This is a genomic window from Streptomyces sp. NPDC007917, assembly GCF_042959105.1.
GTDB lineage: Bacteria > Actinomycetota > Actinomycetes > Streptomycetales > Streptomycetaceae > Streptomyces.
In genome coordinates this window covers 171,797-198,388 of sequence record NZ_JBIBKK010000003.1, presented here as the reverse complement: position 1 = coordinate 198,388, position 26,592 = coordinate 171,797, and the positions used below count along the sequence as shown (strand labels likewise).

Here is a 26,592-nt window from a genome sequence, read left to right as displayed (position 1 = left end):
GCGCTCTCTGCTCCCGGACGGTCTTGGTGTCGCGGCGTCACCGTGACATGGATGCGCGTTTCACGCAATACCCCTCGCACACTTCGCGCAAGGTGTGTCATCATCGAGACCGCCGGGGCGGCGCGGTGCCGTCTTGCGCCGTCCCCGCGGTTCTGCGCCGTTCTTCTGCGCTGTCCCTCGCTGTCCCTGGTCGTTCGAGGAGGTACCGGTGGAACCGACGCCCAGCAGGCGGCTGCTCGCCGTCGCGGACGACCTGTCCGGCGCGGCCGAGACGGCCGCCGGGCTTGAGTCGCGCACAACGCGCAGTCGGGTGGTGCTTGTTGGGGGTTCGGCCGCCCCGCGCCACCCGGGCGAGGCGACCGTGCTGGACCTCGACTCGCGCCATCTGCCCGCCGCCGAGGCGGCCGAGGCGGTCCGCGCCGCGCTGGCCCTGCCGCCCCCGGGCGACACCCTCGTGCTGAAGAAGATCGACTCACTGCTGCGCGGCAATGTGGCCGCCGAGGTGGCCGCCCTCGCCGCGGACGGCGCGGGCGTGGTCGTCGCCCCCGCGCTGCCCGCCGCCGGGCGCGCGGTGCGCGCGGGCGTCGTCCACCTCGGCGCCACCCCGCTGCACCACAGCGACGCCTGGCGCGCCGAGCCGGTGCCGCCACCGCACTCGGTGGCGGACGCGCTCGCCCCGGCCCGCACCGCGCTCGTCCCGCTCACGGCCGTACGCGGCTCCCGGCGCACCCTGCTGATCGCGCTGCGGACCGCCCTGGCCGAGGGGCGGGTGGCCGTCTGCGACGCGGAGACCGACGCCGACCTGGACGCGATCGTCGAGGCCGCGCTGGCCGACGGGCCCGGCACCCGCCTGGTGGGCTCCGGCGGCCTGGCCGCCGCCCTCGGCCGCCACCTGGCGGGCGGCGAGCCCGACGCCAAGACCGCCGCGCCATCCCCGGCAACGTCGGTCGCGGCCGGCCCGGGGCGGCAGGTCCGTATCGAAGCCCTGCCCGGCACGGTCGAACACGCCCTCGCCCGGCCCGCGGCGACGGTCTCGGAGGCCCGGGAAGCCACCGTCCGGCAGGCCCGCGCGGAACATGAGCGCGAGGCGGTCGGCCCGCGGCCGCTGCTGGTCGTGGTCGGCACGGCCGAGCCCTCGGCCGCCGAGCAGATCCGGCGGCTGGCCTCCGACGGCGCCGCCGTCCAGCGGCTGCCCCTCGACGCCCTGTGCGCCGACGACTCGGCCGCGCCGGTGGCACCGCCGCCGCTCCACGCCGCGGTCACCGTCTTCACCCCCGCGCCCGGCCCGGTCCCGGCCGCCCTCTCGCCCCGGCGCCTGGTGCACGGCCTCGCCCGCTTCGTCGCCGCCGCTCTCGCCCGCCACGACGGGGCGGCCGACCTCGTCCTGACCGGCGGCGAGACCGCCCGGCGGGTGCTGGACGCGCTCGGCGTCACCGAACTCCACCCCGTCGGCCAGGTGCACCACGGCGCCGTGCACCTGCGCACCCCCGACGGGCGATCCGTCGTGACCCGCCCGGGCAGCTTCGGCGACGCCGACTCACTGCGGCAGATCGTCCACGCGCTGCGCCCCCACCCGACTCAACGGAAGGCCCGTCCATGAACCCATCCGCCAACCCCGCATCCCCCGCCGACGGCCCGCTTCCCCTCATCGCGGTCACCATGGGCGACGGCGCGGGCATCGGGCCTGAGGTGATCGTCCCCGGCCTGCTCGACCAGGACACGCTGCGGCGCTGCCGCCCGGTGGTCATCGGGGACGCGGCGCGGCTGCGCCAGGCCGCCCGGCTGCGGGGCCTCGACTGCGAGATCGTGTCCGTCTCCGGGCCCGAGGAGGCCGAGTTCACCCCGGGGCGGGTCAACGTCATCGACCTGGACCTGCTCCCCGCCGACCTGCCCTGGGGGCAGCTGTCCGCGGTGGCCGGGGACGCCGCCTACCAGTACGTACGGGTGGCCGCCGAACTGGCCATGAGCGGCGCGGTGCAGGGCATCTGCACCGCACCCCTGAACAAGGAGGCCCTGCACGCGGGCGGCCACCTCTTCCCCGGCCACACCGAGCTCCTCGCCCATCTCACCGGCGTCGAGGAGGTGTCCATGATGCTGGCCACCCCGACCGTGAAGGTCATCCACGTCACCACGCACATCGGCCTGATCGACGCGGTCAACCGGATCGAACCCGGCCTCGTCGAGCGCACCGTGCGCCGCGGCCACGAGGCGATGGTCCGCGCCGGGAACCCCGACCCGGTGATCGGGGTGTGCGGCATCAACCCGCACGCCGGCGAGAACGGGCTGTTCGGCTACGGCGAGGAGGAGGAGAAGATCGTCCCCGCGCTGGAGGTGCTGCGCGCCGACGGCATCGACGCCCGCGGCCCGCTCCCCGCCGACACCGCCTTCTTCCTGGCCGGCCGCGGCGACTACGACCTGATCGTGGCGATGTACCACGACCAGGGGCACGGCCCGGTCAAGGTGCTCGGCCTGGAGGCCGGGGTCAACCTGACCGTCGGGCTGCCCGTGATCCGCACCTCCGTCGACCACGGCACCGCTTTCGACATCGCCGGTACCGGCAAGGCGGACGCCGGTAGCATGATCGAGGCCCTGCGGCAGGCGGCCGAGATGTCCTCGGCCCCCGCCCGGTGACACAAGCACCAGAAGGACGAGTGACGAAGTGACGATGCCCGCCCAGGGAGCCCGGGGCCGCCGCGACCAGATCGTCCACCTCGCCACCACCACGGGCCTGGCGAGCGTGGAGGAGCTGTCCCGCACCTTCGGGGTCACCGCCTCCACCATCCGCCGCGACCTCGCCCAACTGACCGCCGCCGGGCGGCTGGCCCGCACCTACGGCGGGGCGATGGCCCTGGTGGCGCACCCCGAGGCGTCGCTGCGCCAGCGCACCGGCGAGGCCTTCGAGGCCAAGCGGGCCATCGCCCGGTGGGCGGCGGAGCGGATCCGTACGGGCGAGACGGTCCTGCTGGACGCGGGCTCGACCGTCGGCGCCCTGGCCCATGAGCTGCGCGCCGCCGCGGATCTGACGGTGGCGACGACCGGGCTCACCGCGCTGCAGGAGCTCTCCGACGTGGAGGGCGTACGGGTGGAATGCCTCGGCGGCACGCTGCGCCCGCTGAGCCAGAGCTTCGTCGGACCGCTTGCCGAGGCCGCGCTCGAGCGGATGACCTTCGACCGGGTCTTCCTCGGCGCCGACGGCGTGACCGCCGGCGACGGCCTGTGCGAGGCGGACCTGCGCCAGACCCGGCTCAAGGAGCTGATGGCCCGCCGGGCCGACGCCGTCTACGTGCTGGCCCACGCGGCGAAGATCGGCCGCCGCCCCTTCCACACCTGGGTCCAGCTGCCTCCGGGGTGGACGCTGGTGACGGACGGCGCGGCCGATCAGGACGAGGTGCGGGCGCTGCGCGCGGCCGGGGTCGAGGTCGTTCTCGTCGACGCGCGGTGAGGCGGGGAGGCATGGCCGACTGACGGCGGGGCACTCGCGTCACGATGGATGATGGATGAGTGACCGTCGTAGGAATTCTGGAGGTCACCGTGAACCGGCAGCCCGATCCCCGACACCTCTCCCCCGCCGACCGCGAGCCCGCGCCGCCGTCGCCGACCCCGTCGCCCGGCCCTGGCGGGCCGGAGCCCGGGCCCGGTCCGGGTCCCGAGCCGGGGCCGACGCCCGGCCCGCCGCCCGGCCCGCCGCCGGACCCCGCGCCCAGCCCGCCGCCCGGGCCGCCCCCGGGTCCGCCGCCCAGCCCACCGCCGGGCCCGCCGCCGCACCCGGTGCCGCAGCCGCCCGGCCCCGATCCGGTCCCGGACCCCTCCCCCGCGCCCGGACCGCTCACTCAGCAGGCGCGCTGAGGTTCCCCGGCGGTGGCCGGGGAGCCGAGCCCTGGAATCAAGTGGTCCGCTTGGGCGTCGCCGCCTTGGCGGCCCGCTTGGTCTCCTGCTTGTAGGCGCGGACCTTGTCCAGTGACTCGGGCCCCGTGATGTCGGCGACCGAGCGGTACGAGCCCTCCTCGCCGTAGGGGCCCGCCGCCTCGCGCCACCCCTCGGGCCGCACGCCGTACTGCTTGCCGAGCAGCGCCAGGAAGATCTGCGACTTCTGCTTGCCGAAGCCGGGCAGCGCGTTCAGCCGGCCGAGCAGTTCCTCGCCGGTGGCGGCGTCCCGCCACAGCGCGGCCGCGTCGCCGTCGTAGTGGTCGACCAGGTACTGGCACAGCTGCTGCACCCGCTTGGCCATGGACCCCGGATAGCGGTGCACCGCGGGCTTGGCCGACAGCACCTCGACGAACCGCTCCGGGTCACAGGCGGCGATCTCGTGCGCGTCCAGATCGTCGGCGCCCATCCGCCGCGCGATGGTGTACGGCCCCAAGAACGCCCACTCCATGGGCACCTGCTGGTCGAGCAGCATGCCGGTCAGCGCGGCCAGCGGGCTGCGGCCGAGCAGTTCATCGGCCTCGGGCCGCTGCGCGAGGCGAAGGGTGACGTCCATCGCGTCCGGGTACCCGCCGCGGTCGGGCCGAACCAGCCGGCTCCGGTCAGGTTCCCCCGCACGGGGGACGCAACCGGGGCAATTCAGCCGAATTGCGAGGCATTCGGGACCGTGCGAATCTGGTGGCGACCCTGAATTGGATCAACCAGAGAGGCCGAGCGCAGCGGGACATTAGCGCATCGATGTGCCGCGGGCAGGATGTGACATCGGACCACGGAGACGAGTGACCATGTCAGCAACCGCGACTCGCCACCGGCGCCATGACGACACTCCCGATACCGACGGTGACTTCGCGCGCCTTTCCCGACTGCCGTCGGGGCCGGAGCGCGACGCCCTGCGCGAGGCGATCATCTGTGCGTGGCTGCCCGTGGCGAAACGCCTTGCGCTGCGCTTCCGCAACAAGGGCGAGAACATGGAGGACCTCACCCAGGTCGCCTCGCTCGCCCTGGTGAAGGCGGTCGACCGCTACGACCCCGATCTCGGCCACGCTTTTCCCTCGTATGCGATCCCGGTCATCACCGGTGAACTCAAGCGGCACTTCCGCGACTATCTGTGGACCCTGCACGTGCCCCGCAACATCCAGGAAGTCCGCTCCCGCACCCGCTCGGCCCGCGACGCCCTCGAGCAGGAGCTCGGCGGCCGCACCCCCACCATCACCGAGATCTCCACCCGCACCGGGATGCCCAAGGAGGATGTGAAGGCGGGCCTGGAGGCCAGCGCCTCCTGCACCCCGCTGTCCCTCAACGCCGCGGTGCAGGGCGCCGAGGAGCGGCTGCTCGCGGAGACGGTAGGCGCCGACGACGCGGCGATCGAACGCGTCGTCAACCGGGAGGCGTTGCGGGCGCTGATCACCCACCTTTCGGAACAGGACCGCTACGTGCTGTATCTGCGGTTCTTCGTCGGCCTCTCGCAGAGCCAGATCGGCGAGATCCTCGGCTTCTCGCAGATGCACATATCCCGCAGGCTCTCCCGGCTCTACAGCGAACTGAGGCAGGGCCTGCTGGCCCATGCCTGACCCCGCCGGGCGGCCCCGCCCGGCCGCGCAGGAGGTGGCCGATGGTCTCGGAGACGGCCCGTATCGCCGCGGACGGCGCGCTGCTGGTGGGCGATCTGGTGGTGCCCGAGGGCGCCCGCGGGGCGGTGGCCTTCGCGCACGGCAGCGGCAGCTCCCGGCACAGCCCGCGCAATCGCTCGGTGGCCGAGGTGCTGCAGGACGCGGGGCTGGGGACGCTGCTGTTCGACCTGCTCACCCTGGACGAGGAGCGGGTGGACGCGATCACCGCGGAGCACCGCTTCGACATCCCCCTGCTGGGGAGGCGCCTGGTGGCGGCGGTGGACTGGCTCGGCGGGCACCCGGCGACCGCCGCCCTGCCGGTCGGGCTGTTCGGCGCCAGTACGGGCGCGGCGGCGGCGCTGGTGGCCGCGGCTGAGCGGCCGGAGCGGGTGCGGGCCGTGGTCTCCCGCGGCGGCCGCCCCGATCTGGCGGGCGGGGTGCTCTCCCGGGTCCGCGCTCCGGTGCTGCTGGTGGTGGGCGGCGAGGACCAGGAGGTGCTGCGGCTCAACGAGCAGGCGGCGGCCATGCTGGCGGCGCCCCACTCCCTGCATGTGGTGCCCGGCGCGACCCATCTGTTCGAGGAACCGGGCACGCTGGCCCAGGCCGCCGCGGCGGCCCGCGACTGGTTCCTGGACATGACCGCGGCCCCCGCGGGAGGGCCGGGCGGATCCCGCCGGTCCCCCCGGCGGCCCTGATACGGCCCTGACCGGGGTCGCACGGAAGCACTCCCGGAGCGCTCAGGGAGCGCCGAGGGGCACTGAGGGGGCGTCAGGAGCCCAGCCGCCAGGTTGTCAGGAGCCCAGCACCTCCCCCAGGTCGTAGCGGACCGGCTCCTCCAGCTGGGCGTAGGTGCATCCGCGCGGCTCTCGGTCGGGCCGCCAGCGGCGGAAACGGGCCGTGTGGCGGAAGCGGTCGCCCTGCATGTGGTCGTACGCCACCTCGCAGACCCGCTCCGGCCGCAGCGGCATCCACGACAGGTCCTTGACGCCGCTCCAGCGGCTGGGCGCGCCGGGCATCCGGCGTGCCTGCTGGGGCGTGCGCGCCTCCTCACTGGCCCAGTCGGCCCAGGGGTGTCCTGCGAGGGTGTCCATCCGCAGCGGTTCCAGTTCGGCCATGAGCTCCTGCCGGCGCCGCATCGAGAAGGCGCCGCACACGCCGACGTGCTGGAGCCGGCCGGCGGCGTCGTACAGGCCGAGCAGCAGCGAGCCGACGACCGGGCCTGACTTGTGCTGCCGCATCCCCGCCACCACGCAGTCCGCGGTCCGCTCGTGCTTGACCTTGACCATGACCCGCTCCCCCGGCCGGTAGCCCAGGCCGGGGTGTTTGGCGATGACGCCGTCCAGACCCGCCCCCTCGAACTGCTGGAACCACCGCTCGGCGAGGGCCAGGTCATCGGTCCAGGGCGCGGTGTGGACGGGGTCCGCGGCGCCGCGCAGCGCCTCGGTCAGCGCGTCCCGCCGCTGCCGCAGGGGGGTGTCCATCAAGGACTCGTCCCCCAGTGCGAGCAGGTCGAAGGTCACAAAGCTCGCCGGGGTCACCTCCGCGAGATGGCGCACCCTCGAGTCGGCGGGGTGGATGCGCTCCAGGAGCGCGTCGAAGTCCAGACGGCCCCCGCGCGCGATCACGATCTCCCCGTCGAGGACGCAGCGCGGCGGCAGATTCGCCAGGAGGGCGCCGACCAGTTCCGGGAAGTAGCGGGTCAGCGGTTTGCCCGAGCGGCTGACCAGCTCGATCTCGTCGCCGTCGCGGAAGACGAGGGCCCTGAAGCCGTCCCATTTCGCCTCGTACCACATGCCGGGCGGGATGGTGGCCGCGGACTTGGCCAGCATCGGCTCCACGGGCGGCATGACCGGAAGGTCCATGCCCCGATTGTCTGTCCCTCCCCTCCCCGGCGCCCGCCGGGAGGTGCCCCGCGGCCCGCGGGCCTAGCGTTGAATCCATGGGAGAGACGGCGGAGCTCACGGTCGGCGAGCGCACGGTACGGCTGACCAACCCCGGCAAGCTCTATTTTCCGCAGCGGGGCTTCACCAAGCTGGACGTCGCCCGCTACTACCTGGCCGTCGGCGAGGGCGTGCTGCGGGCGCTGCGGGACCGGCCGACGATGCTGGAGCGCTACCCGGACGGCGTAGCGGGCGAGTCGTTCTTCCAGAAGCGGGCGCCGAAGAACCTGCCCGAGTGGATTCCGACCGGGCGGATCTCCTTCCCCAGCGGGCGCCACGCGGACGAGATCTGCCCCACCGAGGCCGCGGCCGTCGTCTGGGCGGCGAATCTGGGATGCCTGACCTTCCACCCGTGGCCGGTCCGGCGGCAGGACACCGACCACCCCGACGAGCTGCGGATCGACCTGGACCCGCAGCCGGGGACCGACTACGAGGACGCGGTGTGGGCGGCCGGCCAGCTGCGGCCGGTGCTGGAGGAGCTGGGGCTGCGGGGGTGGCCGAAGACCTCGGGCGGCCGCGGGCTGCATGTGTTCGTGCCCATCGAGCCGCTGTGGACCTTCACCCAGGTGCGCCGCGCCGCGATCGCCATCGCGCGTGAGCTGGAGCGGCGCGCGCCGCGGCGGATCACCACGGCGTGGTGGAAGGAGGAGCGCGGCGAGAAGGTGTTCGTGGACTACAACCAGACGGCCCGCGACCGCACCATCGCCAGCGCCTATTCCGTACGCCCCCGGCCGCACGCCCCGGTCTCGGCGCCGCTGCGCTGGGAGGAGGTGCCCGACGCCAGGCCGCGGGACTTCGATCTGGCCACCATGCCGGTGCGGTTCCGGGAGCTGGGCGACGTGCACGCCGACATGGACCGGCAGGTGTGCCGTCTGGAGGCGGCCCTGGAGCTGGCCGACCGGGACGAGCGGGAGCACGGCCTGGGCGATCTGCCGTATCCGCCCGAGCATCCGAAGGCGAAGGGCGAGCCGAAGCGGGTGCAGCCCAGCCGCGCGAAGAAGTGAGCCGGCCGGGGCGGCCCGGCGTCGCCCGCCGACGCCGGGGGGTGGTACGTCGCTAACCCGCGCTTCCCCCGTGCGGTGAACCATCGCGCAGCCGCGCCAGGAGCAGCGCCACATCGTCGTCCGGCGCCCCGTGCAGGGCGGCCAGCACCTGGTCGCAGGTCCGCTCCAGCGGGCCCTGCTGGCGGCCCAGCAGCTCCAGCAGGGTGCGCAGGCCCACATCGATCGACTGGTGGCGCTTTTCGACCAGACCGTCGGTGAACAGGGCGAGCAGGGTCCCCGGTGACAGCTCGCACTCGACCGAGGCGAACGGCACACCGCCCACGCCCAGCGGCGCGCCGCTGGGCATGTCCAGGAGTTCGGCCCGCCCGCCGGGGCGCACCAGCACCGGTGGCAGATGGCCGGCGGTGGACAGCCGGCACCGGCCGCTGCGCGGGTCGCAGACCGCGTACAGGCAGGTGGCGATCGAATCGCCCAGGGTGGTGGCGATGTCGTCGAGGTGGCGCAGCAGTTCGGCGGGCGCCAGGTCGAGCTGGGCGAAGGCCCGGGTGGCGGTGCGCAGCTGGCCCATGATCGCCGCGGCGTGGATGCCCTTGCCCATCACATCCCCGACCACCAGGGCCACCTTGCCGTCCTTGAGCGAGAGCACATCGAACCAGTCGCCGCCGGCCGCGCTGACCGCGGGCAGATACCGCGAGGCGATCTCCAGGCCGTCCAGGTCGCGCGGCTGCTGGGACAGCAGGCTGCGCTGCAGGGTGAGCGCCGCGTCGCGCTCCCTGGCGTACAGGCGGGCGTTGTCGATGCACAGCGCGGCGCGGGTGGCCAGCTCGCAGGCGAGGGTGAGGTCCTGTTCGTCGAAGGGCCGGGCATTGATCGTGCGGTGCAGGCTGAGGGTGCCGAGCACGCTGCCGCGGGCGATCAGCGGGGCCGCCAGATAGGAGTGGACGCCCTCCTTGCGCAGTACGGCGGCGGACGCCTCGTCCCGTGCGATGCTCCGCAGGTCCGCGTCGGTCACCTGGGACAGGAAGATCGGCTGAGCGTCGCGGACACAGCGCGTGATCATGCGGCTCGGGTCGTACCGGGCGATCTCGCCGACCGGGTCCGCCGCGTGCACGGCGTCGGTGGGATAGCCCGCCGCCACGGCCAGTGCCCGGAAGCGGGCCCAGCCGTCCGCGCCCACCCGGGCCACGGGCTCGCGGCGCACCACGGCGTCCAGCACATCCACGGCGGCCAGGTCGGCCAGCCGGGGCACGGTCACATCGGCCAGCTCCTGGGCGGTCTGCCGCAGGTCCAAGGTGGTCCCGATGCGGACTCCGGCCTCGGCGATGAGGGCCAGCCGCTCGCGGGCCTCGGCGACCTCGCTGGCCTCCCGGTGGCGCCGGGACACATCGATCACCGAGATCGCGATGCCCAGCACGCGCCCGCTGGGGTCCTCCAGCCGGTAGTACGACTCCGACCAGGCGTGGTCGTGGTCCGGGTCGGCCGGGGTCCGGCCGACGGTCTGCTGGTCGAGCAGCGGCTGCCCGGTCTCCATGACGTGCTCCATCGCGGCCTCGATCGTGGAGGCCTCCAGCCCCGGCAGCACGTCCGTCAGGCGGCGGCCCCGCAGGTCGACCTCGGTCAGGCCGTTCATCTCCAGCAGGGCCGGGTTGGCGAGGATCCACCGCAGGTCCGTGTCGAACACAGCGAGGCCCACGGGCGACTGCTCGACCAGGAAGCCGGAGACGGCCAGATCGGTCTCCAGCTGCCGTACGGTGCCCTCGTCGGCCGCGAGCCCGAGGGCGTAGGCGTCGCCGCGGGAGTCGCGCAGGCCCATGGTGCGGAACTCCACCCGAAGGGCGGTGCCGTCCTTGTGCCGGACCGGAAAGACGCCCGCCCACATCCTGCCCGCCTGCACCCGCGCGAACAGCTCCACCGCGGACCGCCGGTTCTCGCGGTCGACCAGCAGGCGGGCGGCGTTGCGGCCCAGGGCCTCGGAGGCACGGTAGCCGAGCAGCTGCTCGGCCTCCGGGCTCCACAGCGCGATACGGCCGTCGCTGTCCAGTACCACGGCGGCGACCCGTAGCAGATCGAGCAGGCCTCCCGGGGCGGCGAGATCGTTCAGCTCCGCTTCACCGTCCCCTCGCGGGCGGGCTCGCGCGGCCGGCGGGCGGTCTTGCGCAGTCATCCCGGTACCTCATTCCCGCTACCCGTACGCAGGGGCGGGCCGACGCGGCACCAGCGATCGGCCGGGCGGCCTAGAAGGCTCTCCGCGCCCTTCTTCTGTCATACCTCTCCAGGCCCCGCCGCGCACACCCAGGTCTCGCGGTCCGTGTCCTGGGGCAGCCAGCTCGGGGTCGCGGCGCTGCGCGGAGTGACCCCATCTCTACCTGATCGCCCCGGTCGCGGAGGCCGAGCCGCTGCGGCTGGTCGAGCCTTTCCTGGCCGACGCGGTCCGCGGGGGCGTACGGCGCGTGGTGCTGCTCAGCTCCTCCGCGGTCACCGCCGGGATGCCGGGTCTCGGCGCCCTGCACCGGCTCGTCCGGGAGACCGCGCCCGAGTGGACGGTGTGACCGACACGGTGCTCCGGGTCACCGGGCGCGCGCCCCGCTCCTTCCGCGACTTCGCCGTCGAGCACCGCGCGGACTGGGCCGAGGCGGACCCTGCCTAGCGGAACAGGGCGTACGAGGCGCGGTCCCGGGGGCGCGGGGGCGCACTGTCCCGCAGCGCTGCCCACAGCACCCGGCTGTCGGTGAGCGGGCCGCCCGGCCTGACCAGCCAGACGTGCCCCTGCCGTACGCATCCGGGCCGGGGGCAGCGCAGCACCCGGCCCGGCCCGGCGGCGGCCACGGCGCGGCGGCGGCCGTGGCCGGACCCCCGCAGCCAGGCCTTCCACTCGTGGGCCGAGCCGGGCGGCACCAGGAAGGACAGCACATGGCTGGCGGTGGCCAGCATCACCGGACCGACGACCGCGTCGCTGCACCGCAGCGCCCGGACCACGGCCATCCCGGTGCCCTCGGACATCCGGACCAGGTCGAAGAGCGGGCCCACCGGGAGGTCGGCGAGGCCGTCACCGCTGGCCCACTGCACGCGCACCCGGCCGGGCTCCTCGCCGACCGACGACAGCAGCCAGTCGGCCGCGGCGGTCTCCACGGTGCCTCGCCCACGCATATCGCCTCCGGTCTCCCTGCTGACTCGTCCGCTCCGGTCACACCGCCCCGCCCTCGGCCCGGCCGCCGGTGCCCTACCGCGCCCGCCCGAGCGCGAGGGTGAACCACACCTTCTTGCCCGCGGCGTCCCCGTCCGGCGGATCGGTGCCCCAGTCGCTCGCCAGGCCGTCGACGATGGCCAGCCCCCGCCCGGACTCCTCCGTCTCGGCCGCCGTACGGAACACCGGCCGGATGGGCGAGCCGTCGGCCACCTCGATGCGCAGCTCGTCCCCGGCGGGCTCCACGCCCACGGTGACGGTGACGGTGTCGCCGGGGCCGCTGCTGCCGTGCTCCACCGCGTTCGCGAACAGCTCGTTGGTGGCCAGCACCGCGCATTCCACGGCGTGGTCGAGCTGCCAGTACTTCAGGAAGGCGGTGAGCATCCGGCGGACGGCGAAGGCCCGGTCGGTCCGGGCGGGGAACTCGGCCCGGAAGAAACGGCGGGTCGCCAATGAGATCACCGGCCCCTCCCCGCCGGCCGAGCCTGTGGCACCTGTCTGAGCTGTCGGGTCTGCCGGGCCCCTCGCACCGATAGCGTCCGCGGCGTGGGTGGTTGGTGCCCCGGTAAGCGGGTAAGCGCATGCCTACGTCCCCCACCGCGGCATCCGCGCCGGGGGCGAGGGGTGCGCGCCCCTCGGCCCGCCCGCCGGGGCCGGCTGCCACGGGCGGCTGCGGCCCGGTCGCGGTGGCTGCCGGGTTGCGGCATGGATTCCTCCTTCGAAGACAGCGGGACTACGTCGGTCACCGTTCACGTAGACAAACGGTTGGACGGTCCGGTCGGCGAGGGGGCACGGGGGTTGTTCGGTTGTACGGGCGTAGTGGTTCGGGTCGCACGCCGTGCGGACTGTACGGTCCGGGCGTGGCAAGCGTGAGTGAGGACCGCCGGCAGGGGCCCTGCCCGGCCGCGCGGTCCGGTGTGAACGGCAAGCGGATCGTGGTCACCGGGGGCACCCGGGGCCTGGGCGAACAGGTCGTACGGCTGCTGCTGGCGGACGGCGCCTCGGTGGCCACCTGCGCGCGGACGGCGCCCGATCTGGCGGCCCTGGAGAAGTCGCTGCCCGGCCAGGGGCGGGACGCTCTGTTCACCCGGGCGCTCGATGTCGTCGAGCCGGGTCTGCTGGAGGCGTTCGTCGAGGGCGCGGCGGAACGTTTCGACGGTCTGGACGGCGTGGTGGCCTGCGCCGGCGGCGCCCGCGGCGGGGGCCTGGAAGAGGCGGACGCCCACGACTGGGCCGCCACCTGGGAGTTGAACGTCGGCCATACCGCCCGGCTGGTGCGGGCCGCCGTGCCCCATCTGCGCGGGGCGCGCGGGCCCGGGGGCGGGTCGGTCGTGGTCATCGCCTCCATCTCCGGCTGGAAGCCGGGGCCGCAGGCCCAGTACGGCGCGGCGAAGGCCGCCCAGATCCATCTCGCGGCCTCGCTGGCCCGCGAGCTCGGGCCCGACGGGATCAGGGTGAACGCCGTCTCCCCCGGGTCGATGCTCATCCCCGGCAAGCGCTGGGACCGGATGCGCGGCGCGGAGCCGGAGGCGTTCGCCCGCTTCGCGGCGGAGTTCCCGAGCGGTGAACTGGTCGCGCCGCAGGAGGTGGCGCGGGTCGTCGCGTTTCTTCTCTCGGACGCCTCCAGCGGTGTCTCCGGCGCCCATGTCCCGGTCGACCGGGCCCAGAACGCGCCCAGCCCGGAGGGTTATTAGGCCCTTTGGCCTCGCCCGGGCCCTGCACACCCCCGGTGGAGCAGGGTCCGGGCGAGGCCGCCTTCCGGGCCGCATGGCGGTGGGGCCCGGAAGGAGCCGGAGCGGGAGCGCCGCCGTGGCGCGGCTCAGGCCGCCGCGCCGAGCAGGGCCCGGGAGCGGAGCTCGAAGTCGCGGACCATGGGCTCCGCGCGGTGCGGCCGCAGCCGGGTGCGGAAGTCGCGCAGGGCCTGCACCGAGCGCTCGCTGTGCACACCGCTGAGCGCGCTCAGCGCCTCGTCGGCGGTGCCGATCGCCTCGTCGAGCCGGTTCTGCTGCAGATGGGCGGTGGCCAGGACCGAGCGGCTGATGGCCTGCCGGCGGCGCCGGTCGCCGTTGGCCCGCACCGACTCATCGGCCGCGCGCTCGGCCTGCGCCGCGCTGCCGAGGTCGCGGAAGCACAGCGCGGCCTCGGCGTCCAGATAGTGGTGGTCGAGGAAGCGGACCCACTCCGACTCCTCCCCGGCGCCCCGGCTGGCGTCCAGCGCGGCCTCCGCCGAGCGCAGCGCGCGGGCGGCCTCGCGGGGCTCACCGAGGGCGGCGTGTCCGCGGGCCGCCATGGCGTGCAGCCGCATCAGGCCCAGCGGGCTGCCCGCGTGCTTCGCCGTGGCCACGCCCACCCGGGCGAGTTCGACGCCCGCCTGGGGCTGGCCGAGATTGGTGGCCAGATGGGACAGGCCGGCCAGGATCTGGCCGCCGAGGACCCGGTCGCCGCCTTCGGCGCACAGCCGCAGCGCCTGGGTCATATAGCGCTGGGCGAGGCCGTATTCGGCGTGGTCATAGCTGCTCCAGCCGGCCATCGCGGCCAGTTTGGCCGCGGCGGTGAACAGCTCGCGCCGCTCGCCCGGGGCCACCCCGCGGCGCTGCAGCATGGGGACGACCTCGGTCGACAGGTACAGGACGATGCCGGCGCGGACCTGGCCGCCGCCGAAGCGGTTGTCCATCTCGTCGAACATGCCGATCGCGGCGCGGACCTGCTCGATCCGGCCCGCGTCGGCCGCCGAGGCCGGAGCGCCGGTGGCGGGATTGCCGGCGGCTGGACCGGTGCCCTGGTTCTCGACCAGCCACAGCAGCCATTCGCGCTGCGGGGTCACCAGCGCGCCGGCGACGAAGGGGACCGCGCCCAGCAGGCTGCGGCGGGATATGTCGGTGGAGCCGAGTTCGGCGAGCGTGTGCAAGGTTTCCGCCACGTCCTCCCGGTAGGCCAGCGCCCTGGCGACGACCGGGCGCTGCCGGTCGGGGATGAAGCCGAGCTCGGCGGGGGCCACCGGCCGGCCGAGCCGGTGGGAGAGCACGGCCGCGATCAGTTCCGGCGTCGTACCGCGCGGCTGGCAGCCCTGCAGCCAGCGGGTGACGGACGCCTTGTCGTAGTTGGAGGAGTGTCCCTGACGGCGGCCCAGCTCATTGACGCGCAGGGCCAATGAGGCGTACGAGCAGCCGGATTCCTTGAGGGCCGCGGCCAGAGCCTGGTTGGTGGCCGAGCTCCGGCGCCGGGTGCCCGGCGCGGCGCCGCCGGTCACCGCGGCCACCTGAGGCCGATGACACTGCCGCGCGCCGCCGAGCTGCCGAGTGCCCGTAACGCCTTAGCGGAAAAAGGTGGTTGAGGGCACCAGCCGTGGTGCGTGAGATGGGTCACGTGCCCCACTATGCGCGCCGACAGACTCAGCTCGCAAGCTTCGTCCTGATAATTTCAGAACGATCCGCATCGCTCTGTCCGGTGCTCCGAGGTCATGGCACACTGCACCCACATGACGGTGATTCCGGGAGGCAGGACGTGAGTGAGGCACGGCCGGGGAGCGCCGCCCCCACCGTCTTACGCATGGTCCTGGGCAAGCGCCTACGCCATTTGCGGGAGCAGGCCCAGGTGTCCTTCGAGGAGGCGGCCCGGGCCGTCGAGGTGACTCCGCTGACGGTCCGCCGGATGGAGAAGGCCGAGGTCGGCCTGAAGATCCCGTACGTCAAGGAGCTGCTGCGGACCTACGGCGTCCCCTCACCGGAGATCGACGACTTCCTGGATCTGACCCGGGAGGCCAACCAGCCCGGCTGGTGGCACCAGTTCCGCGATGTCGTACCGGAGTGGTTCAGCGCGTATGTGAGCCTGGAGAGCGAGGCCACCGTCATCCGCGCCTACGAACCGCACTACATCCCCGGGCTGCTGCAGACCGAGGACTACGCCCGCGCGGTGCTGCGCGCCGGTTTCCCCAATGACACGGACGAGGAGATCGAGCGCCGGATCGCCCTGCGCGTCAAGCGTCAGGGCCTGCTCTCCAAACCGGACGCCCCGGCCATCTGGGCCATCGTGGAGGAGACCGCGCTGCGCCGCCCGGTCGGCGGGGCCGAGGTGATGCGCCGGCAGATCGACCATCTCGTCGAGGCGCTGGCGATGCCCAAGATCCGGCTGCAGATCATGCGGTTCGCGGCGGGGCCGCACCCCGGGGCCTTCGGCCCCCTGCACTACTTCCGCTTCGGATTCACCGAACTGCCCGACGTCGTCTACACCGAAAGCGTCACCGGCGCGGTCTATGTGGACCAGCCGGGCGAAGTCGTCACCTGTCTCGAGGTGCTGGACCGGATGGCCGTCCAGGCCGAGCCGGTCGGCGAGACGATTCCCATCCTGGCCGAACTGCGTAAGGAGCTCTGAACATGACGGACCCGGTCTACAGCGGAATGCCGGCCATGGACCTCGGCACGGAGGGCTGGGAGAAGCCCTGGAGCGGCACCAACGGCGGCACTTGCATCGAGGCCAAGAGGCTGCCGGACGGCCGTGTCGCGCTGCGCCAGTCCACGGACCCCACCGGACCGGCCCTGATCTACTCCCGGGCCGAGGTCGCCTCGTTCCTCGAAGCCGCGAAGGCCGGCCGGGCCGACTTCCTCATCGCCTGAAGGGCCCCGCCACCCCGGCGAGCCACTGCGGCAGGCCGTCCCGGAAACCACTACGCCCGCACAACCGCACAACCCGGCCCCGGGCTCCCCTCGAGCGGGCGGGCCGCGCACACTGAATGCCCCGTGCGAGATCGACGGACGGCTGTGAGATGACCGGGGTGGCGGGGATGGACCTTCAGGAGGCCGCGCGCCACCGCGTTCTGATCGTGGAGGGCTGTGCCGGCGCCGCCCGGGCCGGGCTGCTGACCTGGCTGGTCCGCCGCCACGGGTTCGCCGTCGAGCGCACGCCCACCGAGCTGCCCGCGCTCGACCCGGTGCGGCCGTACCGCGAGTTGCTGCGGCTCGCCGGGCCGCTCGCGGTGGACTCCGGGTTCGTCGGCGAGCTCGTCTACGGGCCGCTGCGCCGGGGACACTCCCGGGTGACATGGATCGAGGCCTTCGACTTCGCCGAGGCGGTGGCCGAGCGCGGCGGCGCGTTCGTCCATGTGGCGGCGGCTCCGGCCGCGTTCCCGCAGCTGTCGGCCAAGCGGGGCGCCAGGGCGGCCGCGGCCACGGCGGAGACCGAGGCGGCGGCCGCCGCCTATGAGCGCGCCTTCACCACCCTCGCCCAGCACGCCCCGGTGTGCACCGTGCACCGGGGCGCGGCGAAGTACCCTGCCCCGGGGTTAAGTTGGAGCCCCGAGCACGGCCTCACGCATGGCAGGAGAATCACCAGATGACTCACGGCTCGTCCACCCCCGGTCGGCAGGCGGCCTTAGGCAAGATCGACACGTCCGTGCCGCACTCGGCCCGCATCTGGAACTACTGGATGGGCGGCAAGGACAACTACGAGGTCGACCGGGTGGCCGGCGACCAGTACCGCGAGGTCGCGCCGACCATCGAGGTGATGGCCCGCGCGTCCCGGGCGTATCTGATCCGCACGGTGACGCATGTGGCCGGGGAGGCCGGGATCCGCCAGTTCCTGGACATCGGCACCGGGCTGCCGACGTACGACAACACCCACCAGGTCGCCCAGCGGGTCGCCCCCGAGGCCCGGATCGTCTATGTCGACAACGACCCTCTGGTGCTCCGGCACGCCCAGGCCCTGCTCACCAGCACCCCCGAGGGCGTCACCGACTACATCGACGCCGATCTGCACGAGCCGGACAGAATCCTCGAGGCCGCGAGCAAGACGCTGGACTTCAGCCGCCCCGTCGCGCTGATGCTGATGGGCATCCTGGGCCATGTCCAGGACTACGACGAGGCCCGGACGATAGCGCGGCGGCTCCAGGACGCGCTCCCCTCCGGCAGCTACTTCGTGCACTACGACAGCACGGACACCGACCGGGCGCTCAAGCAGGCCCAGCAGGGCTACGACGACACCGGCGCGGTCCCGTACGTGCTGCGCAGCCCCGAGCAGATCGCGCGCTTCTACGACGGTCTGGAGCTGATCGAGCCGGGCATCGTGTCCTGCCCCCTGTGGCGCCCCGAGCCCGCCGACGCGCCCGTCGAGAAGACGGACGTCTACGGGGGCGTCGCGCGCAAGCTCTGAGGGCCCCGTTCCTCCCCGGCCGGGCCGCCGCTCCCCGGTGCGGACCGGGGAGCGGCGGCTCTGTCTGGATAGCGAGCATTTTCCACTGAATTGGCTGCCCCGGCATCGCAACGCTTCGCGGAATAGAATTGCCGATTCCTTGACAGGAAGAAGTGTGAACTTGCTACGGTCCTCCCTGAACGGCTGGCGGCCATGCGAGGTACGGTTCGCCATGCGGCTTTTGCGCGGTGAAAGGCATCGGACATATCCGGCCTAGCATGCCGGCGTAACGGGGGAACAGAGTCGTGAATGAGCGTCGACGCCATATTGTCTGCCGTTTATCCCGTCGTGACGGGGGCCTGTGATGTCCCGACCCACGGCTTCCAGATTGCCCTCATTGACCGGCATGCGGTTCCTCGCCGCGCTCATGGTGTTCTCGGTGCACGGATCGGCGGTGGCCGTCTTCCGGGACGGTGAGGTCACCGCCGACTACTACCGCTGGTTCAGCAATGCCGGCCCGGTCGGCGTCTCGTTCTTCTTCATCCTCAGCGGATTCGTACTGACCTGGTCGGCGCGGCCCTCCGACACCACAGGGAGATTCTGGCGCCGCCGGATCGTCAAGATCTTCCCCAACCATCTGGTCACGCTCGCCGCCGCCCTGATCCTGATGTCGCTGACCAGCACGGCGATCGCGTTTCCCGAAACACTCCCCAACGTGTTCCTGCTCCAGGCCTGGGTGCCGGACACCGCGTATGTGTCCACGGGCAACGAGGTGAGCTGGTCGCTGTCGGTGGAGCTGTTCTTCTATCTGTCCTTCCCGCTCCTCATCAAGGTGATCGGCAGGGTCTCGCCGCGCAGGCTCTGGTACGCCGCCGCGGGAATCGCCGGCCTGATCGTGCTGGTGCCGGTGATCTCCCGGCACCTCGTATCGGGCTACCCTCCCTACCCGACCCTGCCGGTGTCGTACGAGCAGATCTATTTCGTCTACGTCTTCCCGGTGTGCCGCCTGCTGGAGTTCGTCCTCGGCATGCTGATGGCCCGCATCGTGCTCACCGGCCGGTGGATCGGCCTGGGCGTCCTGCCCGCGGCGCTGCTGGGGATCGTGGCGTACGTGGGCACCATCCACATCGAGCACCCCGCGCTCTACGACTACGGGACGCCGACCGTCATCCCCCTCGCGCTGCTGATCGCGGCCGCCGCCGCGTCGGACGTCAAGGGCCGCCGGACCTGGCTGAGCAGCCGCCCCATGGTGTGGCTCGGGGAGATCTCGTTCGCCTTCTACCTGGTCCACCACATGGTCCTGAAGTACGGCCACCGGGCGTTCGGTTCGCAGCCCAACGCCTTCGGCCAGCCCTCCGGACCGATGTGGTCGACGCCTGTCGGCATCCTGTTCCTGGTGGGCGGCCTCCTCGTCTCCGTCCTCGTGGCCTGGGGCCTGTACGCGCTGGTCGAGCGCCCCGCCATGCGCCGCTGGGGCCGCTCGCCGGCAGCCGCTGATGTCACGGCCGCGGCGACCGCCCGGACAGGGGCCTAACGGATCTGCATACCGGACAGGGTGCGGGCGATGACCAGCCGCTGGATCTCGCTCGTGCCCTCGAAGATGGTGAAGATCGCGGCGTCGCGGTGCATCCGCTCCACCGGGTACTCACGGGTGAATCCGTTGCCCCCGAGGATCTGCACCGCCTGGGCCGTCACCGCCTTCGCCGTCTCCCCGGCGAAGAGCTTGGACATCGACCCCTCGGCGGCGGCGAACGGCTTGCCCGCGGTGGCCATCCAGGAGGCGCGCCACACCAGCAGGCGCGCCGCGTCGATCCGGGTGCGCATGTCGGCGAGCTGGAAGGCGATGCCCTGGTTGTCGATGATGGGCCGGCCGAACTGCACCCGGTTCTTGGCGTACTCGAGCGCGACCTCGTACGCCGCGCGGGCCACGCCGACCGCCTGGGCGCCGACCGCCGGGCGCGAGGCCTCGAAGGTCGCCATGGCGGCGTTCTTGCCGCGCTCGGTGCCGGTGCGGGCGCGCTCGCGGGCGCGGGCGAGGCGTTCGTCGAGCTTCTCCTTGCCGCCGAGCAGGCAGTGGCCGGGGACGCGGACGTCCTCCAGGACCACCTCGGCGGTGTGCGAGGCGCGGATGCCGTGCTTCTTGAACTTCTGGCCCTGGGAGAGGCCGGGCGTGCCCGGGGGCACCACGAAGGAGGCGTGGCCGCGCGCGCCCAGGTCAGGGTCGACGGAGGCGATGACGACGTGGACGCCCGCGATGCCGCCGTTGGTGACCCAGGTCTTGGTGCCGTTGATGACCCATTCGTCCTTGGCCTCGTCGTAGACGGCCCGGGTGCGCATCGCGGCGACGTCCGACCCGGCGTCCGGCTCGGAGGAGCAGAACGCGGCGACCTTCACATCGTCCGCGTCACCGTACATGGGCGGGACCCAGGTGCCGACCTGTTCCTCGGTGCCGTTGGCGAGGACGGCGACGGCGGCCAGGGAGGTGCCGACGATGGAGAGCGCGATACCGGCGTCGCCCCAGAAGAGCTCCTCCATCGTCATCGGGATGCCGAGGCCGGTGGGGTCGAAGTACTGCTGGGCGTAGAAGTCCAGCGAGTACAGTCCGATCTTGGCGGCCTCCTGGATGATCGGCCAGGGGGTCTCCTCCCGCTCGTCCCATTCAGCGGCGGCCGGGCGCATCACGTCGGCCGCGAATCCGTGAATCCAGTCGCGGACCGCCTTCTGGTCGTCGTCGAGTTCGAACGAGAATTCCGGCATTACCCCTCCACCTCACTATTACCGTCGGTAACAAGAGTCTGTTACCCGCGAGTAGACGATGTCAACTCCCCCAGCCGATCCACCCCACCGCCGGGGCCGGGGTGTTACGTTTCGCAGGCGTCAAAGAAGCATCAGGGGGCGGGAGGCGACTTCATGGACACCGGCACCAGCCAGCGCGACGATCAGCAGCAGGCGGCCCAGCGGCGGCGCAAGGAGCTGCTGGAGGCGGCGGACCGGGTGGTGCTGCGGGACGGGCCCGACGCCTCGATGAACGCCATCGCGGCGGAGGCGGGCATCACCAAACCCATCCTGTACCGCCACTTCGGCGACAAGAGCGGGCTCTACCGCGCCCTCGCCAAGCGCCACACCGACGCGCTGCTCGCCTCGCTGCGCGCCGCCCTCGACGCCCCCAACGACCGCCGGGAGCGCGTCGAGGCCACGCTGGACACCTATCTGGCGGCGATAGAGGCACGCCCCCAGGTCTACCGCTTCCTGATGCACCCGGCCGAGGACGCCCCGCAGGCCGAGCAGGGCTTCGACGTCGGCCGCCACTCCGCCCCGGTGCTGCGCCGCCTCGGCGAGGAGCTGGCCAAGGTGATCGCCGATCGGCTCGAGCTCGGCCCCGGCGGCACGGAGCTGGCCCGCGTCTGGGGACACGGGATCGTCGGCATGATGCACGCGGCGGGCGACTGGTGGCTGCGCGAACGGCCCTGTTCCCGTGCCCAGTTGGTGCGGCACCTCACCGATCTGCTGTGGGGACGGCTGACCACGATGGACGACCGCGTCGGCGCGCCCGGCTTCTGAGCCCTGACCGGGCCGCGGGCCCGGGCAGGACCTGGGCCAGGCCTAGGCCTCCGCGGCCCAGGGCGCCCGCCGCACCGCGCGCAGCGCCCGGCGGCGGCGCAGGCCGGTGAGCCGGTCGGTGAACAGACGCCCGTCGAGGTGGTCGCACTCGTGCTGCAGACAGCGCGCGAAGAAGCCCGTGCCCTCCACCCGCACCGGCTCCCCGGTCACCGTCACGCCCTCCACGACCGCGCGGTCGAAGCGCGGGGTGCCCGCCTCGACACCGGGCAGCGAGAGACAGCCCTCCGGCCCCCGCACCGTCACGCCGTCGGCCTCGACCAGCCGCGGATTGACCACATGCCCCAGGTGGCGGCGGTCCTCGTCGTCCGGGCAGTCGTAGACGAACACCCGCAGGCCCACCCCGACCTGGTTGGCGGCGAGACCGACGCCCTGCGCCGCGTACATCGTCGCGTACATGTCCTCGACCAGCCGGGCGAGGGCCGCGTCGAAGGCGGTGACCTCCTCGCAGGGCGTCGCCAGCACCGGATCGCCGAGCAGCCGCATCGGCCGCACCAGTCCGCGACTGCCGGGGATCGCGCCGTTTCGCATGGCAGCAAAGCCTACGTGCCCGGCGCGGGGCGCGCGCCGCCGCGGCGGGCTCGGACGACGGCCTGAGGCCTCGGCCCACAGGGGCGGTCCGAGACCCCCGCGCGGGGCACATACCGGCGACAGCCGGGGGGGGTGCGCCCGGCGTCGGGGACCGCGGAGATGCGGGAGACAGGTGCAGGTTGTGCGGGTGAGATTCGGGACAGCGCCCGGATCTCGATAGGCTGATCCCCGACCGTGGCCTCCCGGCTGGCGATTCGGCGCGGAGGGGGCGTACCACCGGCGCCTCAGGGGGCAAGAGCGGCGCCGGTATGCGAGGAGGACGAAGACGATGGCAGGCAACTCGGAGCCGCTGTCGCCGCGGGCCAAGCTGGCCGTGACGGCAGGCAAGGCCGCGGCGGCGGTGTCGCGGGCGGCGGGCCGCGGCAGCGGATCGGTGATCGGCGGCAAGGTGGCCCTGCGGCTCGACCCCGAGCTGCTGGGCAGGCTGGCGCGGCACCTGGACGTGATCCTGGTGTCGGCGACCAACGGCAAGACCACGACCACCCGGCTGATCGCCGAGGCGCTGCGAGCGGCCGGACCGGTCGTCTCCAACGCGCTCGGCGCCAATATGCCCGCCGGTATCACCTCGGCCCTCGCCGGCGGCTCCGACGCCCGCTACGGCGTGATCGAGGTCGACGAGAAGTACCTCGCCGGGGTGGCGCGCGACACCGAACCGAAGGCCATCGCGCTGCTCAACCTCTCGCGCGACCAGCTCGACCGGGCCGCCGAGACACGCATGCTCGCCGAGAAGTGGCGTGAGGGCCTGTCCGGCACCAAGGCCGTGGTGATCGCCAACGCGGACGACCCGCTGATCGTCTGGGCCGCCTCCTCCTCGCCCAATGTGGTCTGGGTCGCGGCGGGCCAGGAGTGGAAGGACGACGCCTGGTCCTGCCCCTCGTGCGGCGGCGTGCTGCAGCGCCCGGGCGACGACTGGGTCTGCGCCGACTGCGGCTTCCGCCGTCCCATCCCCACCTGGGCGCTCAACGGCGACTACGTCCTGGACCCGCACGGCTCGGCCTGGCCGATCCACCTCCAGCTCCCCGGCCGCGCCAACAAGGCCAACGCCGCCACCTCGGCGGCCGTCGCCGCGACCTTCGGGGTGCCGCCGCAGGTGGCGCTGGAGCGGATGTACCAGGTCCAGGCGGTCGCCGGGCGGTACGACGTGGTCAGCTTCCAGGAGCGCCAGCTGCGGCTGCTGCTGGCCAAGAACCCCGCCGGCTGGCTGGAGACCTTCTCCCTGATCGACCCGCCGCCCACCCCGGTGATCCTGTCGGTGAACGCCCGCGGCGCGGACGGCACCGACACCTCCTGGCTGTGGGACGTGGACTACACCCGGCTCGCCGGGCACCCGATCTGTGTGATCGGCGACCGCAAGCTGGACCTGGCAGTGCGGCTGGAGGTCGCCGGGCTGGACTTCCGGGTCTGCCAGACCCTGGACGAGGCGGTGCAGATCGCCCCGCCCGGCCGGATCGAGACGATCGCCAACTACACCGCGTTCCAGGACCTGCGCCGCCGCGTGGGCAACTGAGTCCGCACGGTCAAGTCCGCACGAGCGAAAAGGGCATGAGGGAATTGCGACGGATGAACCAGAACAGCCTGCGCCTGGTGTGGGTCTACCCGGACCTGCTGAGCACCTACGGCGACCAGGGGAACGCGCTGGTCGTGGAGCGCCGGGCGCGCCAGCGCGGGCTGGACGTCTCCCGTCTCGACGTCCGCTCCGACCAGCAGATCCCGACCTCCGGTGACATCTATCTGATCGGCGGCGGCGAGGACCGGCCGCAGCGGCTGGCCGCCGAGCGGCTGCGCCGCGACGGCGGGCTGAACCGCGCGGTGTCCAACGGCGCCATCGTGTTCTCGGTGTGCGCGGGCTACCAGATCCTGGGGCACGAGTTCATCAACGACCTCGGACAGCGCGAGCCGGGCCTGGGGCTGCTCGATGTGATCAGCACCCGCGGCGAGGGCGAGCGCTGCGTCGGCGATGTGCTGGGCGACATCGACGACCGGCTGGGGCTGCCGCCGCTGACCGGCTTCGAGAACCACCAGGGCGTCACCCACCTGGGCCCGACCGCGCGCCCCTTCGCGCGCGTACGCTTCGGCAACGGCAACGGCACGGGCGACGGCACCGAGGGCGCGTACAACGACACCGTCTTCGGCACCTACATGCACGGCCCGGTGATGGCGCGCAACCCGCACATCGCGGACCTGCTGCTGAAGCTGGCGCTGGATGTGAACGCGCTGCCGCCGGTGAACGACCAGTGGTACGAGGCGCTGCGCAACGAGCGGATCGCGGCGGCGACCCAGCCCTCGTAAGCGCCCGCATGGCGGACACACCACCACCCCGCCACCCCCCTCGCTTGTAGGGTGGCGGGGTCTCCCGCCGGACGCCGTGGTCCGGCCGTCAGCCCACACTGCAGAGGTATCAGGGCCATGCGCATTGGTGTGCTCACATCCGGCGGCGACTGCCCCGGCCTGAACGCTGTGATCAGGTCCGTCGTGCACCGCGCGGTCGTCGACCACGGCGACGAGGTGATCGGCTTCCAGGACGGCTGGAAGGGCCTGCTGGAGTGCGACTACCGGAAGCTCGACCTGGACGCCGTGAGCGGCATCCTGGCGCTCGGGGGCACCATCCTCGGCTCCACCCGGGTCCAGCCCACCCGGCTGCGGGACGGCGTGGAGCGCGCCAGGGGGCATGTCGCCGAGCTCGGCCTGGACGCGATCATCCCGATCGGCGGGGAGGGCACGCTCAAGGCGGCCCGGCTGCTGTCGGACTCCGGACTGCCGATCGTCGGCGTCCCCAAGACGATCGACAACGACATCGCGTCCACCGATGTGACCTTCGGCTTCGACACGGCGGTCGGGGTGGCCACCGAGGCCCTGGACCGGCTGAAGACCACCGCCGAGTCGCATCAGCGGGTGCTGATCGTCGAGGTCATGGGGCGGCACACCGGCTGGATCGCGCTGCACTCCGGCATGGCCGCGGGCGCCCATGCGATCGTGGTGCCGGAGCGCCCGTTCCACATCGACGAGCTGACCAAGGTCGTCGGGGCGCGCTTCGAGGCGGGCAAGAAGTTCGCGATCGTGGTCGTGGCGGAGGGCGCCAAGCCACACGAGGGCACCATGGACTTCGAGGCGGGCGGCACGGACGTCTACGGCCATGAGCGGTTCGCCGGGGTGGCCCGGCAGCTCGCCATCGAGCTGGAGCGGCGCCTGGGCAAGGAGGCGCGGCCGGTGATCCTGGGGCATGTCCAGCGGGGCGGCACGCCGACGGCGTACGACCGGGTGCTGGCGACCCGGTTCGGCTGGCACGCGGTCGAGGCCGTGCACCGCGGCGGATTCGGGAAGATGACGGCGCTGCGCGGCACGGACATCACGCTGGTGCCGCTCGCGGAGGCCGTCGAGCACCTCAAGACGGTACCCGCGGAGCGGTACGCCGAGGCCGAGTGCGTACTCTGAGTACCGCATCAGCCGAAGACCGGCGGCCGACCCCGCAACCACCGATTGCGCAACCACCACGGCGAGCAACCAGGTCCGCGAGAGCGGCGCCGGCTTAGGCGCAACAAGGGGCCGACCGGGAGAACAACACATGGATCACGGCGGGCACGGCATGCCCATGGATCTGCCGCCGTTCACGCTGGCGCGAGGGCTGGAGTTCGGCGGGGACACGTTCTTCCTGGTCGGCTGCTTGGTGGCGCTCGCCCTGTACGGCTGGGGCGCAGCGCGGCTGGTGCGGCGCGGCGACCGCTGGCCGGTGGGCCGGACCGTCTCGTTCGTGCTGGGGGTCCTCACCATCGCGCTGGTGATGTGCACCAAGCTCAATGACTACGGCATGGTCATGTTCAGCGTGCACATGGTCCAGCACATGGTCGTCAGCATGGTCTCCCCGATCCTGCTGCTGCTGGGCGCCCCGGTGACGCTGACCCTGCGGGCCCTGCCGACGGCCGCGCGCGGGCGCAAGGGCGCCAGGGAGCTGCTGGTCGCGCTGTTGCACAGCCGCTATGTGCGGATCGTCAGCCACCCGGCGTTCACGATCCCGATGTTCATCGCGAGCCTCTACGGGCTCTACTTCACCCCGCTCTTCGACTTCCTCATGGAGAGCAAGGCCGGGCACATCGCGATGATGACCCACTTCCTGCTGGTGGGCCTGTTCTTCTTCTGGCCGATCATGGGCGTGGACCCGGGCCCCCACCGGCCCGGCTATGTGATGCGGATGCTGGAGCTCTTCGCGGGCATGCCCTTCCACGCCTTCTTCGGGATCGCCCTGATGATGGCGAGCGAGCCCATGGTCGGCACCTACGAGCACCCGCCCGCCTCGCTCGGCGTCGACGCACTGTCCGACCAGACGGCGGCGGGCGGCATCGCCTGGGCCTTCAGCGAGATCCCGTCGGTGATCGTCCTGGTCGCGCTGCTCGCCCAGTGGTACAAGTCCGACCAGCGCCAGGCGCGGCGCGCGGACCGTACGGCGGACCGGGACGGCGACCAGGAGCTCGCGGCGTACAACGCCTATCTGGCGTCGCTCCAGGCCCGCGGCCGCTGACCGCTCGGCGCCATCCGACCGTTCCGCGTCCGACCGCTCGGCGCCATCCGACCGTTCCCACCGTCCTCACCGCTGACGCTCTCTA

25 protein-coding genes are annotated in these 26,592 nt (G+C 73.0%); 17 read left to right on the top strand and 8 right to left on the bottom strand.

Annotated elements, in window-relative coordinates; all coding sequences use genetic code 11:
- Positions 1–208 precede the first annotated feature (208 nt).
- The 3 genes from ACFZDL_RS06890 to ACFZDL_RS06880 are packed head-to-tail and all read left to right on the top strand — an operon-like array spanning position 209 to position 3,442.
- Positions 209–1,600, top strand: a complete 1,392-nt coding sequence (locus ACFZDL_RS06890) for a four-carbon acid sugar kinase family protein (protein WP_353593239.1) — start codon at positions 209–211, stop codon at positions 1,598–1,600.
- Entirely contained in the window at positions 1,597–2,631 is a 1,035-nt protein-coding gene (pdxA, locus tag ACFZDL_RS06885; RefSeq protein ID WP_353593238.1) for a 4-hydroxythreonine-4-phosphate dehydrogenase PdxA, read from the top strand. Before ACFZDL_RS06890 ends, pdxA begins: the two co-directional genes overlap by 4 nt.
- A gap of 34 nt (positions 2,632–2,665) precedes the next feature.
- Positions 2,666–3,442, top strand: coding sequence for a DeoR/GlpR family DNA-binding transcription regulator (locus tag ACFZDL_RS06880; RefSeq protein ID WP_353593304.1), 777 nt, complete (start codon positions 2,666–2,668; stop codon positions 3,440–3,442).
- A 441-nt stretch (positions 3,443–3,883) separates the two neighbouring features.
- On the opposite strand, the gene ACFZDL_RS06875 is transcribed toward ACFZDL_RS06880, so the two are convergent.
- Complete coding sequence (locus ACFZDL_RS06875; protein WP_353593237.1) at positions 3,884–4,480, bottom strand: HhH-GPD-type base excision DNA repair protein; 597 nt, start codon at positions 4,478–4,480, stop codon at positions 3,884–3,886.
- Positions 4,481–4,709: 229 nt separating this feature from the next.
- Between ACFZDL_RS06875 and ACFZDL_RS06870 the strand changes: the two genes are divergently transcribed.
- Together ACFZDL_RS06870 and ACFZDL_RS06865 are read left to right on the top strand one after the other, a co-directional pair.
- The gene (locus ACFZDL_RS06870; protein ID WP_089508149.1) at positions 4,710–5,495 is read left to right on the top strand and encodes a SigB/SigF/SigG family RNA polymerase sigma factor; all 786 of its coding nucleotides are present in this window, start codon (positions 4,710–4,712) and stop codon (positions 5,493–5,495) included.
- Between the two features lie 41 nt (positions 5,496–5,536).
- Positions 5,537–6,229 carry a dienelactone hydrolase family protein gene (locus tag ACFZDL_RS06865; protein WP_353593236.1) on the top strand — a complete coding sequence of 231 codons (693 nt, stop codon included), beginning with the start codon at positions 5,537–5,539 and terminating at the stop codon, positions 6,227–6,229.
- Between the two features lie 96 nt (positions 6,230–6,325).
- On the opposite strand, the gene ACFZDL_RS06860 is transcribed toward ACFZDL_RS06865, so the two are convergent.
- The gene (locus ACFZDL_RS06860) at positions 6,326–7,396 is read right to left on the bottom strand and encodes an ATP-dependent DNA ligase (RefSeq protein WP_353593235.1); all 1,071 of its coding nucleotides are present in this window, start codon (positions 7,394–7,396) and stop codon (positions 6,326–6,328) included.
- A 77-nt stretch (positions 7,397–7,473) separates the two neighbouring features.
- Between ACFZDL_RS06860 and ligD the strand changes: the two genes are divergently transcribed.
- Positions 7,474–8,478 (top strand): non-homologous end-joining DNA ligase, encoded by a 1,005-nt coding sequence (gene ligD / locus ACFZDL_RS06855; RefSeq protein WP_353593234.1) that lies wholly within the window; start codon positions 7,474–7,476, stop codon positions 8,476–8,478.
- Between the two features lie 52 nt (positions 8,479–8,530).
- Here ligD and ACFZDL_RS06850 read toward each other — a convergent pair whose 3' ends face one another.
- The 3 genes from ACFZDL_RS06850 to ACFZDL_RS06840 all read right to left on the bottom strand — a co-directional run bounded on the left by ACFZDL_RS06850 (position 8,531) and on the right by ACFZDL_RS06840 (position 12,124).
- Positions 8,531–10,642 (bottom strand): SpoIIE family protein phosphatase, encoded by a 2,112-nt coding sequence (locus ACFZDL_RS06850; protein WP_353593233.1) that lies wholly within the window; start codon positions 10,640–10,642, stop codon positions 8,531–8,533.
- 479 nt (positions 10,643–11,121) lie between these two features.
- Positions 11,122–11,625 (bottom strand): hypothetical protein, encoded by a 504-nt coding sequence (locus tag ACFZDL_RS06845; RefSeq protein WP_353593232.1) that lies wholly within the window; start codon positions 11,623–11,625, stop codon positions 11,122–11,124.
- A 73-nt stretch (positions 11,626–11,698) separates the two neighbouring features.
- Positions 11,699–12,124, bottom strand: coding sequence for an ATP-binding protein (locus ACFZDL_RS06840; RefSeq protein ID WP_353593231.1), 426 nt, complete (start codon positions 12,122–12,124; stop codon positions 11,699–11,701).
- Positions 12,125–12,522: 398 nt separating this feature from the next.
- Here ACFZDL_RS06840 and ACFZDL_RS06835 point away from each other — a divergent pair, with 398 nt between their 5' ends.
- Entirely contained in the window at positions 12,523–13,356 is an 834-nt protein-coding gene (locus ACFZDL_RS06835; RefSeq protein WP_353593230.1) for an SDR family oxidoreductase, read from the top strand.
- Positions 13,357–13,481: 125 nt separating this feature from the next.
- Here ACFZDL_RS06835 and ACFZDL_RS06830 read toward each other — a convergent pair whose 3' ends face one another.
- Positions 13,482–14,921 carry a hypothetical protein gene (locus tag ACFZDL_RS06830; protein ID WP_391190565.1) on the bottom strand — a complete coding sequence of 480 codons (1,440 nt, stop codon included), beginning with the start codon at positions 14,919–14,921 and terminating at the stop codon, positions 13,482–13,484.
- 290 nt (positions 14,922–15,211) lie between these two features.
- Here ACFZDL_RS06830 and ACFZDL_RS06825 point away from each other — a divergent pair, with 290 nt between their 5' ends.
- From ACFZDL_RS06825 to ACFZDL_RS06805, 5 genes are all read left to right on the top strand, one after another.
- Positions 15,212–16,033 (top strand): helix-turn-helix transcriptional regulator, encoded by an 822-nt coding sequence (locus ACFZDL_RS06825; RefSeq protein WP_353593303.1) that lies wholly within the window; start codon positions 15,212–15,214, stop codon positions 16,031–16,033.
- Between the two features lie 2 nt (positions 16,034–16,035).
- Positions 16,036–16,275 carry a DUF397 domain-containing protein gene (locus ACFZDL_RS06820; protein ID WP_353593228.1) on the top strand — a complete coding sequence of 80 codons (240 nt, stop codon included), beginning with the start codon at positions 16,036–16,038 and terminating at the stop codon, positions 16,273–16,275.
- A 167-nt stretch (positions 16,276–16,442) separates the two neighbouring features.
- The gene (locus ACFZDL_RS06815) at positions 16,443–16,994 is read left to right on the top strand and encodes a hypothetical protein (RefSeq protein WP_353593227.1); all 552 of its coding nucleotides are present in this window, start codon (positions 16,443–16,445) and stop codon (positions 16,992–16,994) included.
- Positions 16,991–17,806 carry an SAM-dependent methyltransferase gene (locus ACFZDL_RS06810; RefSeq protein ID WP_353593226.1) on the top strand — a complete coding sequence of 272 codons (816 nt, stop codon included), beginning with the start codon at positions 16,991–16,993 and terminating at the stop codon, positions 17,804–17,806. The genes ACFZDL_RS06815 and ACFZDL_RS06810 overlap by 4 nt, the downstream gene beginning before the upstream one ends.
- Positions 17,807–18,191: 385 nt before the next feature.
- Positions 18,192–19,319 (top strand): acyltransferase, encoded by a 1,128-nt coding sequence (locus ACFZDL_RS06805; RefSeq protein ID WP_353593302.1) that lies wholly within the window; start codon positions 18,192–18,194, stop codon positions 19,317–19,319.
- On the opposite strand, the gene ACFZDL_RS06800 is transcribed toward ACFZDL_RS06805, so the two are convergent.
- Positions 19,316–20,542: an acyl-CoA dehydrogenase family protein gene (locus ACFZDL_RS06800; RefSeq protein ID WP_353593225.1), complete on the bottom strand. Its 1,227-nt coding sequence runs from the start codon at positions 20,540–20,542 to the stop codon at positions 19,316–19,318. The two genes, ACFZDL_RS06805 and ACFZDL_RS06800, sit on opposite strands and share 4 nt — an antisense overlap.
- Positions 20,543–20,695: 153 nt before the next feature.
- Between ACFZDL_RS06800 and ACFZDL_RS06795 the strand changes: the two genes are divergently transcribed.
- Entirely contained in the window at positions 20,696–21,346 is a 651-nt protein-coding gene (locus ACFZDL_RS06795) for a TetR family transcriptional regulator (protein ID WP_353593224.1), read from the top strand.
- A gap of 42 nt (positions 21,347–21,388) precedes the next feature.
- Here ACFZDL_RS06795 and def read toward each other — a convergent pair whose 3' ends face one another.
- Positions 21,389–21,934 (bottom strand): peptide deformylase, encoded by a 546-nt coding sequence (gene def, locus ACFZDL_RS06790; RefSeq protein WP_353593223.1) that lies wholly within the window; start codon positions 21,932–21,934, stop codon positions 21,389–21,391.
- A gap of 328 nt (positions 21,935–22,262) precedes the next feature.
- On the opposite strand from def, the gene ACFZDL_RS06785 reads away from it, so the two are divergent.
- The 4 genes from ACFZDL_RS06785 (at position 22,263) to ACFZDL_RS06770 (ending at position 26,507) form a co-directional block, all read left to right on the top strand.
- The gene (locus tag ACFZDL_RS06785; RefSeq protein WP_353593222.1) at positions 22,263–23,501 is read left to right on the top strand and encodes a MurT ligase domain-containing protein; all 1,239 of its coding nucleotides are present in this window, start codon (positions 22,263–22,265) and stop codon (positions 23,499–23,501) included.
- 53 nt (positions 23,502–23,554) lie between these two features.
- A complete protein-coding gene (locus ACFZDL_RS06780) occupies positions 23,555–24,283 on the top strand; it encodes a glutamine amidotransferase (protein WP_353593221.1) in 729 nt (242 codons plus the stop codon).
- A 117-nt stretch (positions 24,284–24,400) separates the two neighbouring features.
- The gene (locus ACFZDL_RS06775) at positions 24,401–25,426 is read left to right on the top strand and encodes a 6-phosphofructokinase (RefSeq protein ID WP_353593220.1); all 1,026 of its coding nucleotides are present in this window, start codon (positions 24,401–24,403) and stop codon (positions 25,424–25,426) included.
- A 130-nt stretch (positions 25,427–25,556) separates the two neighbouring features.
- A complete protein-coding gene (locus tag ACFZDL_RS06770) occupies positions 25,557–26,507 on the top strand; it encodes a cytochrome c oxidase assembly protein (RefSeq protein ID WP_353593219.1) in 951 nt (316 codons plus the stop codon).
- Positions 26,508–26,592: the final 85 nt, after the last annotated feature.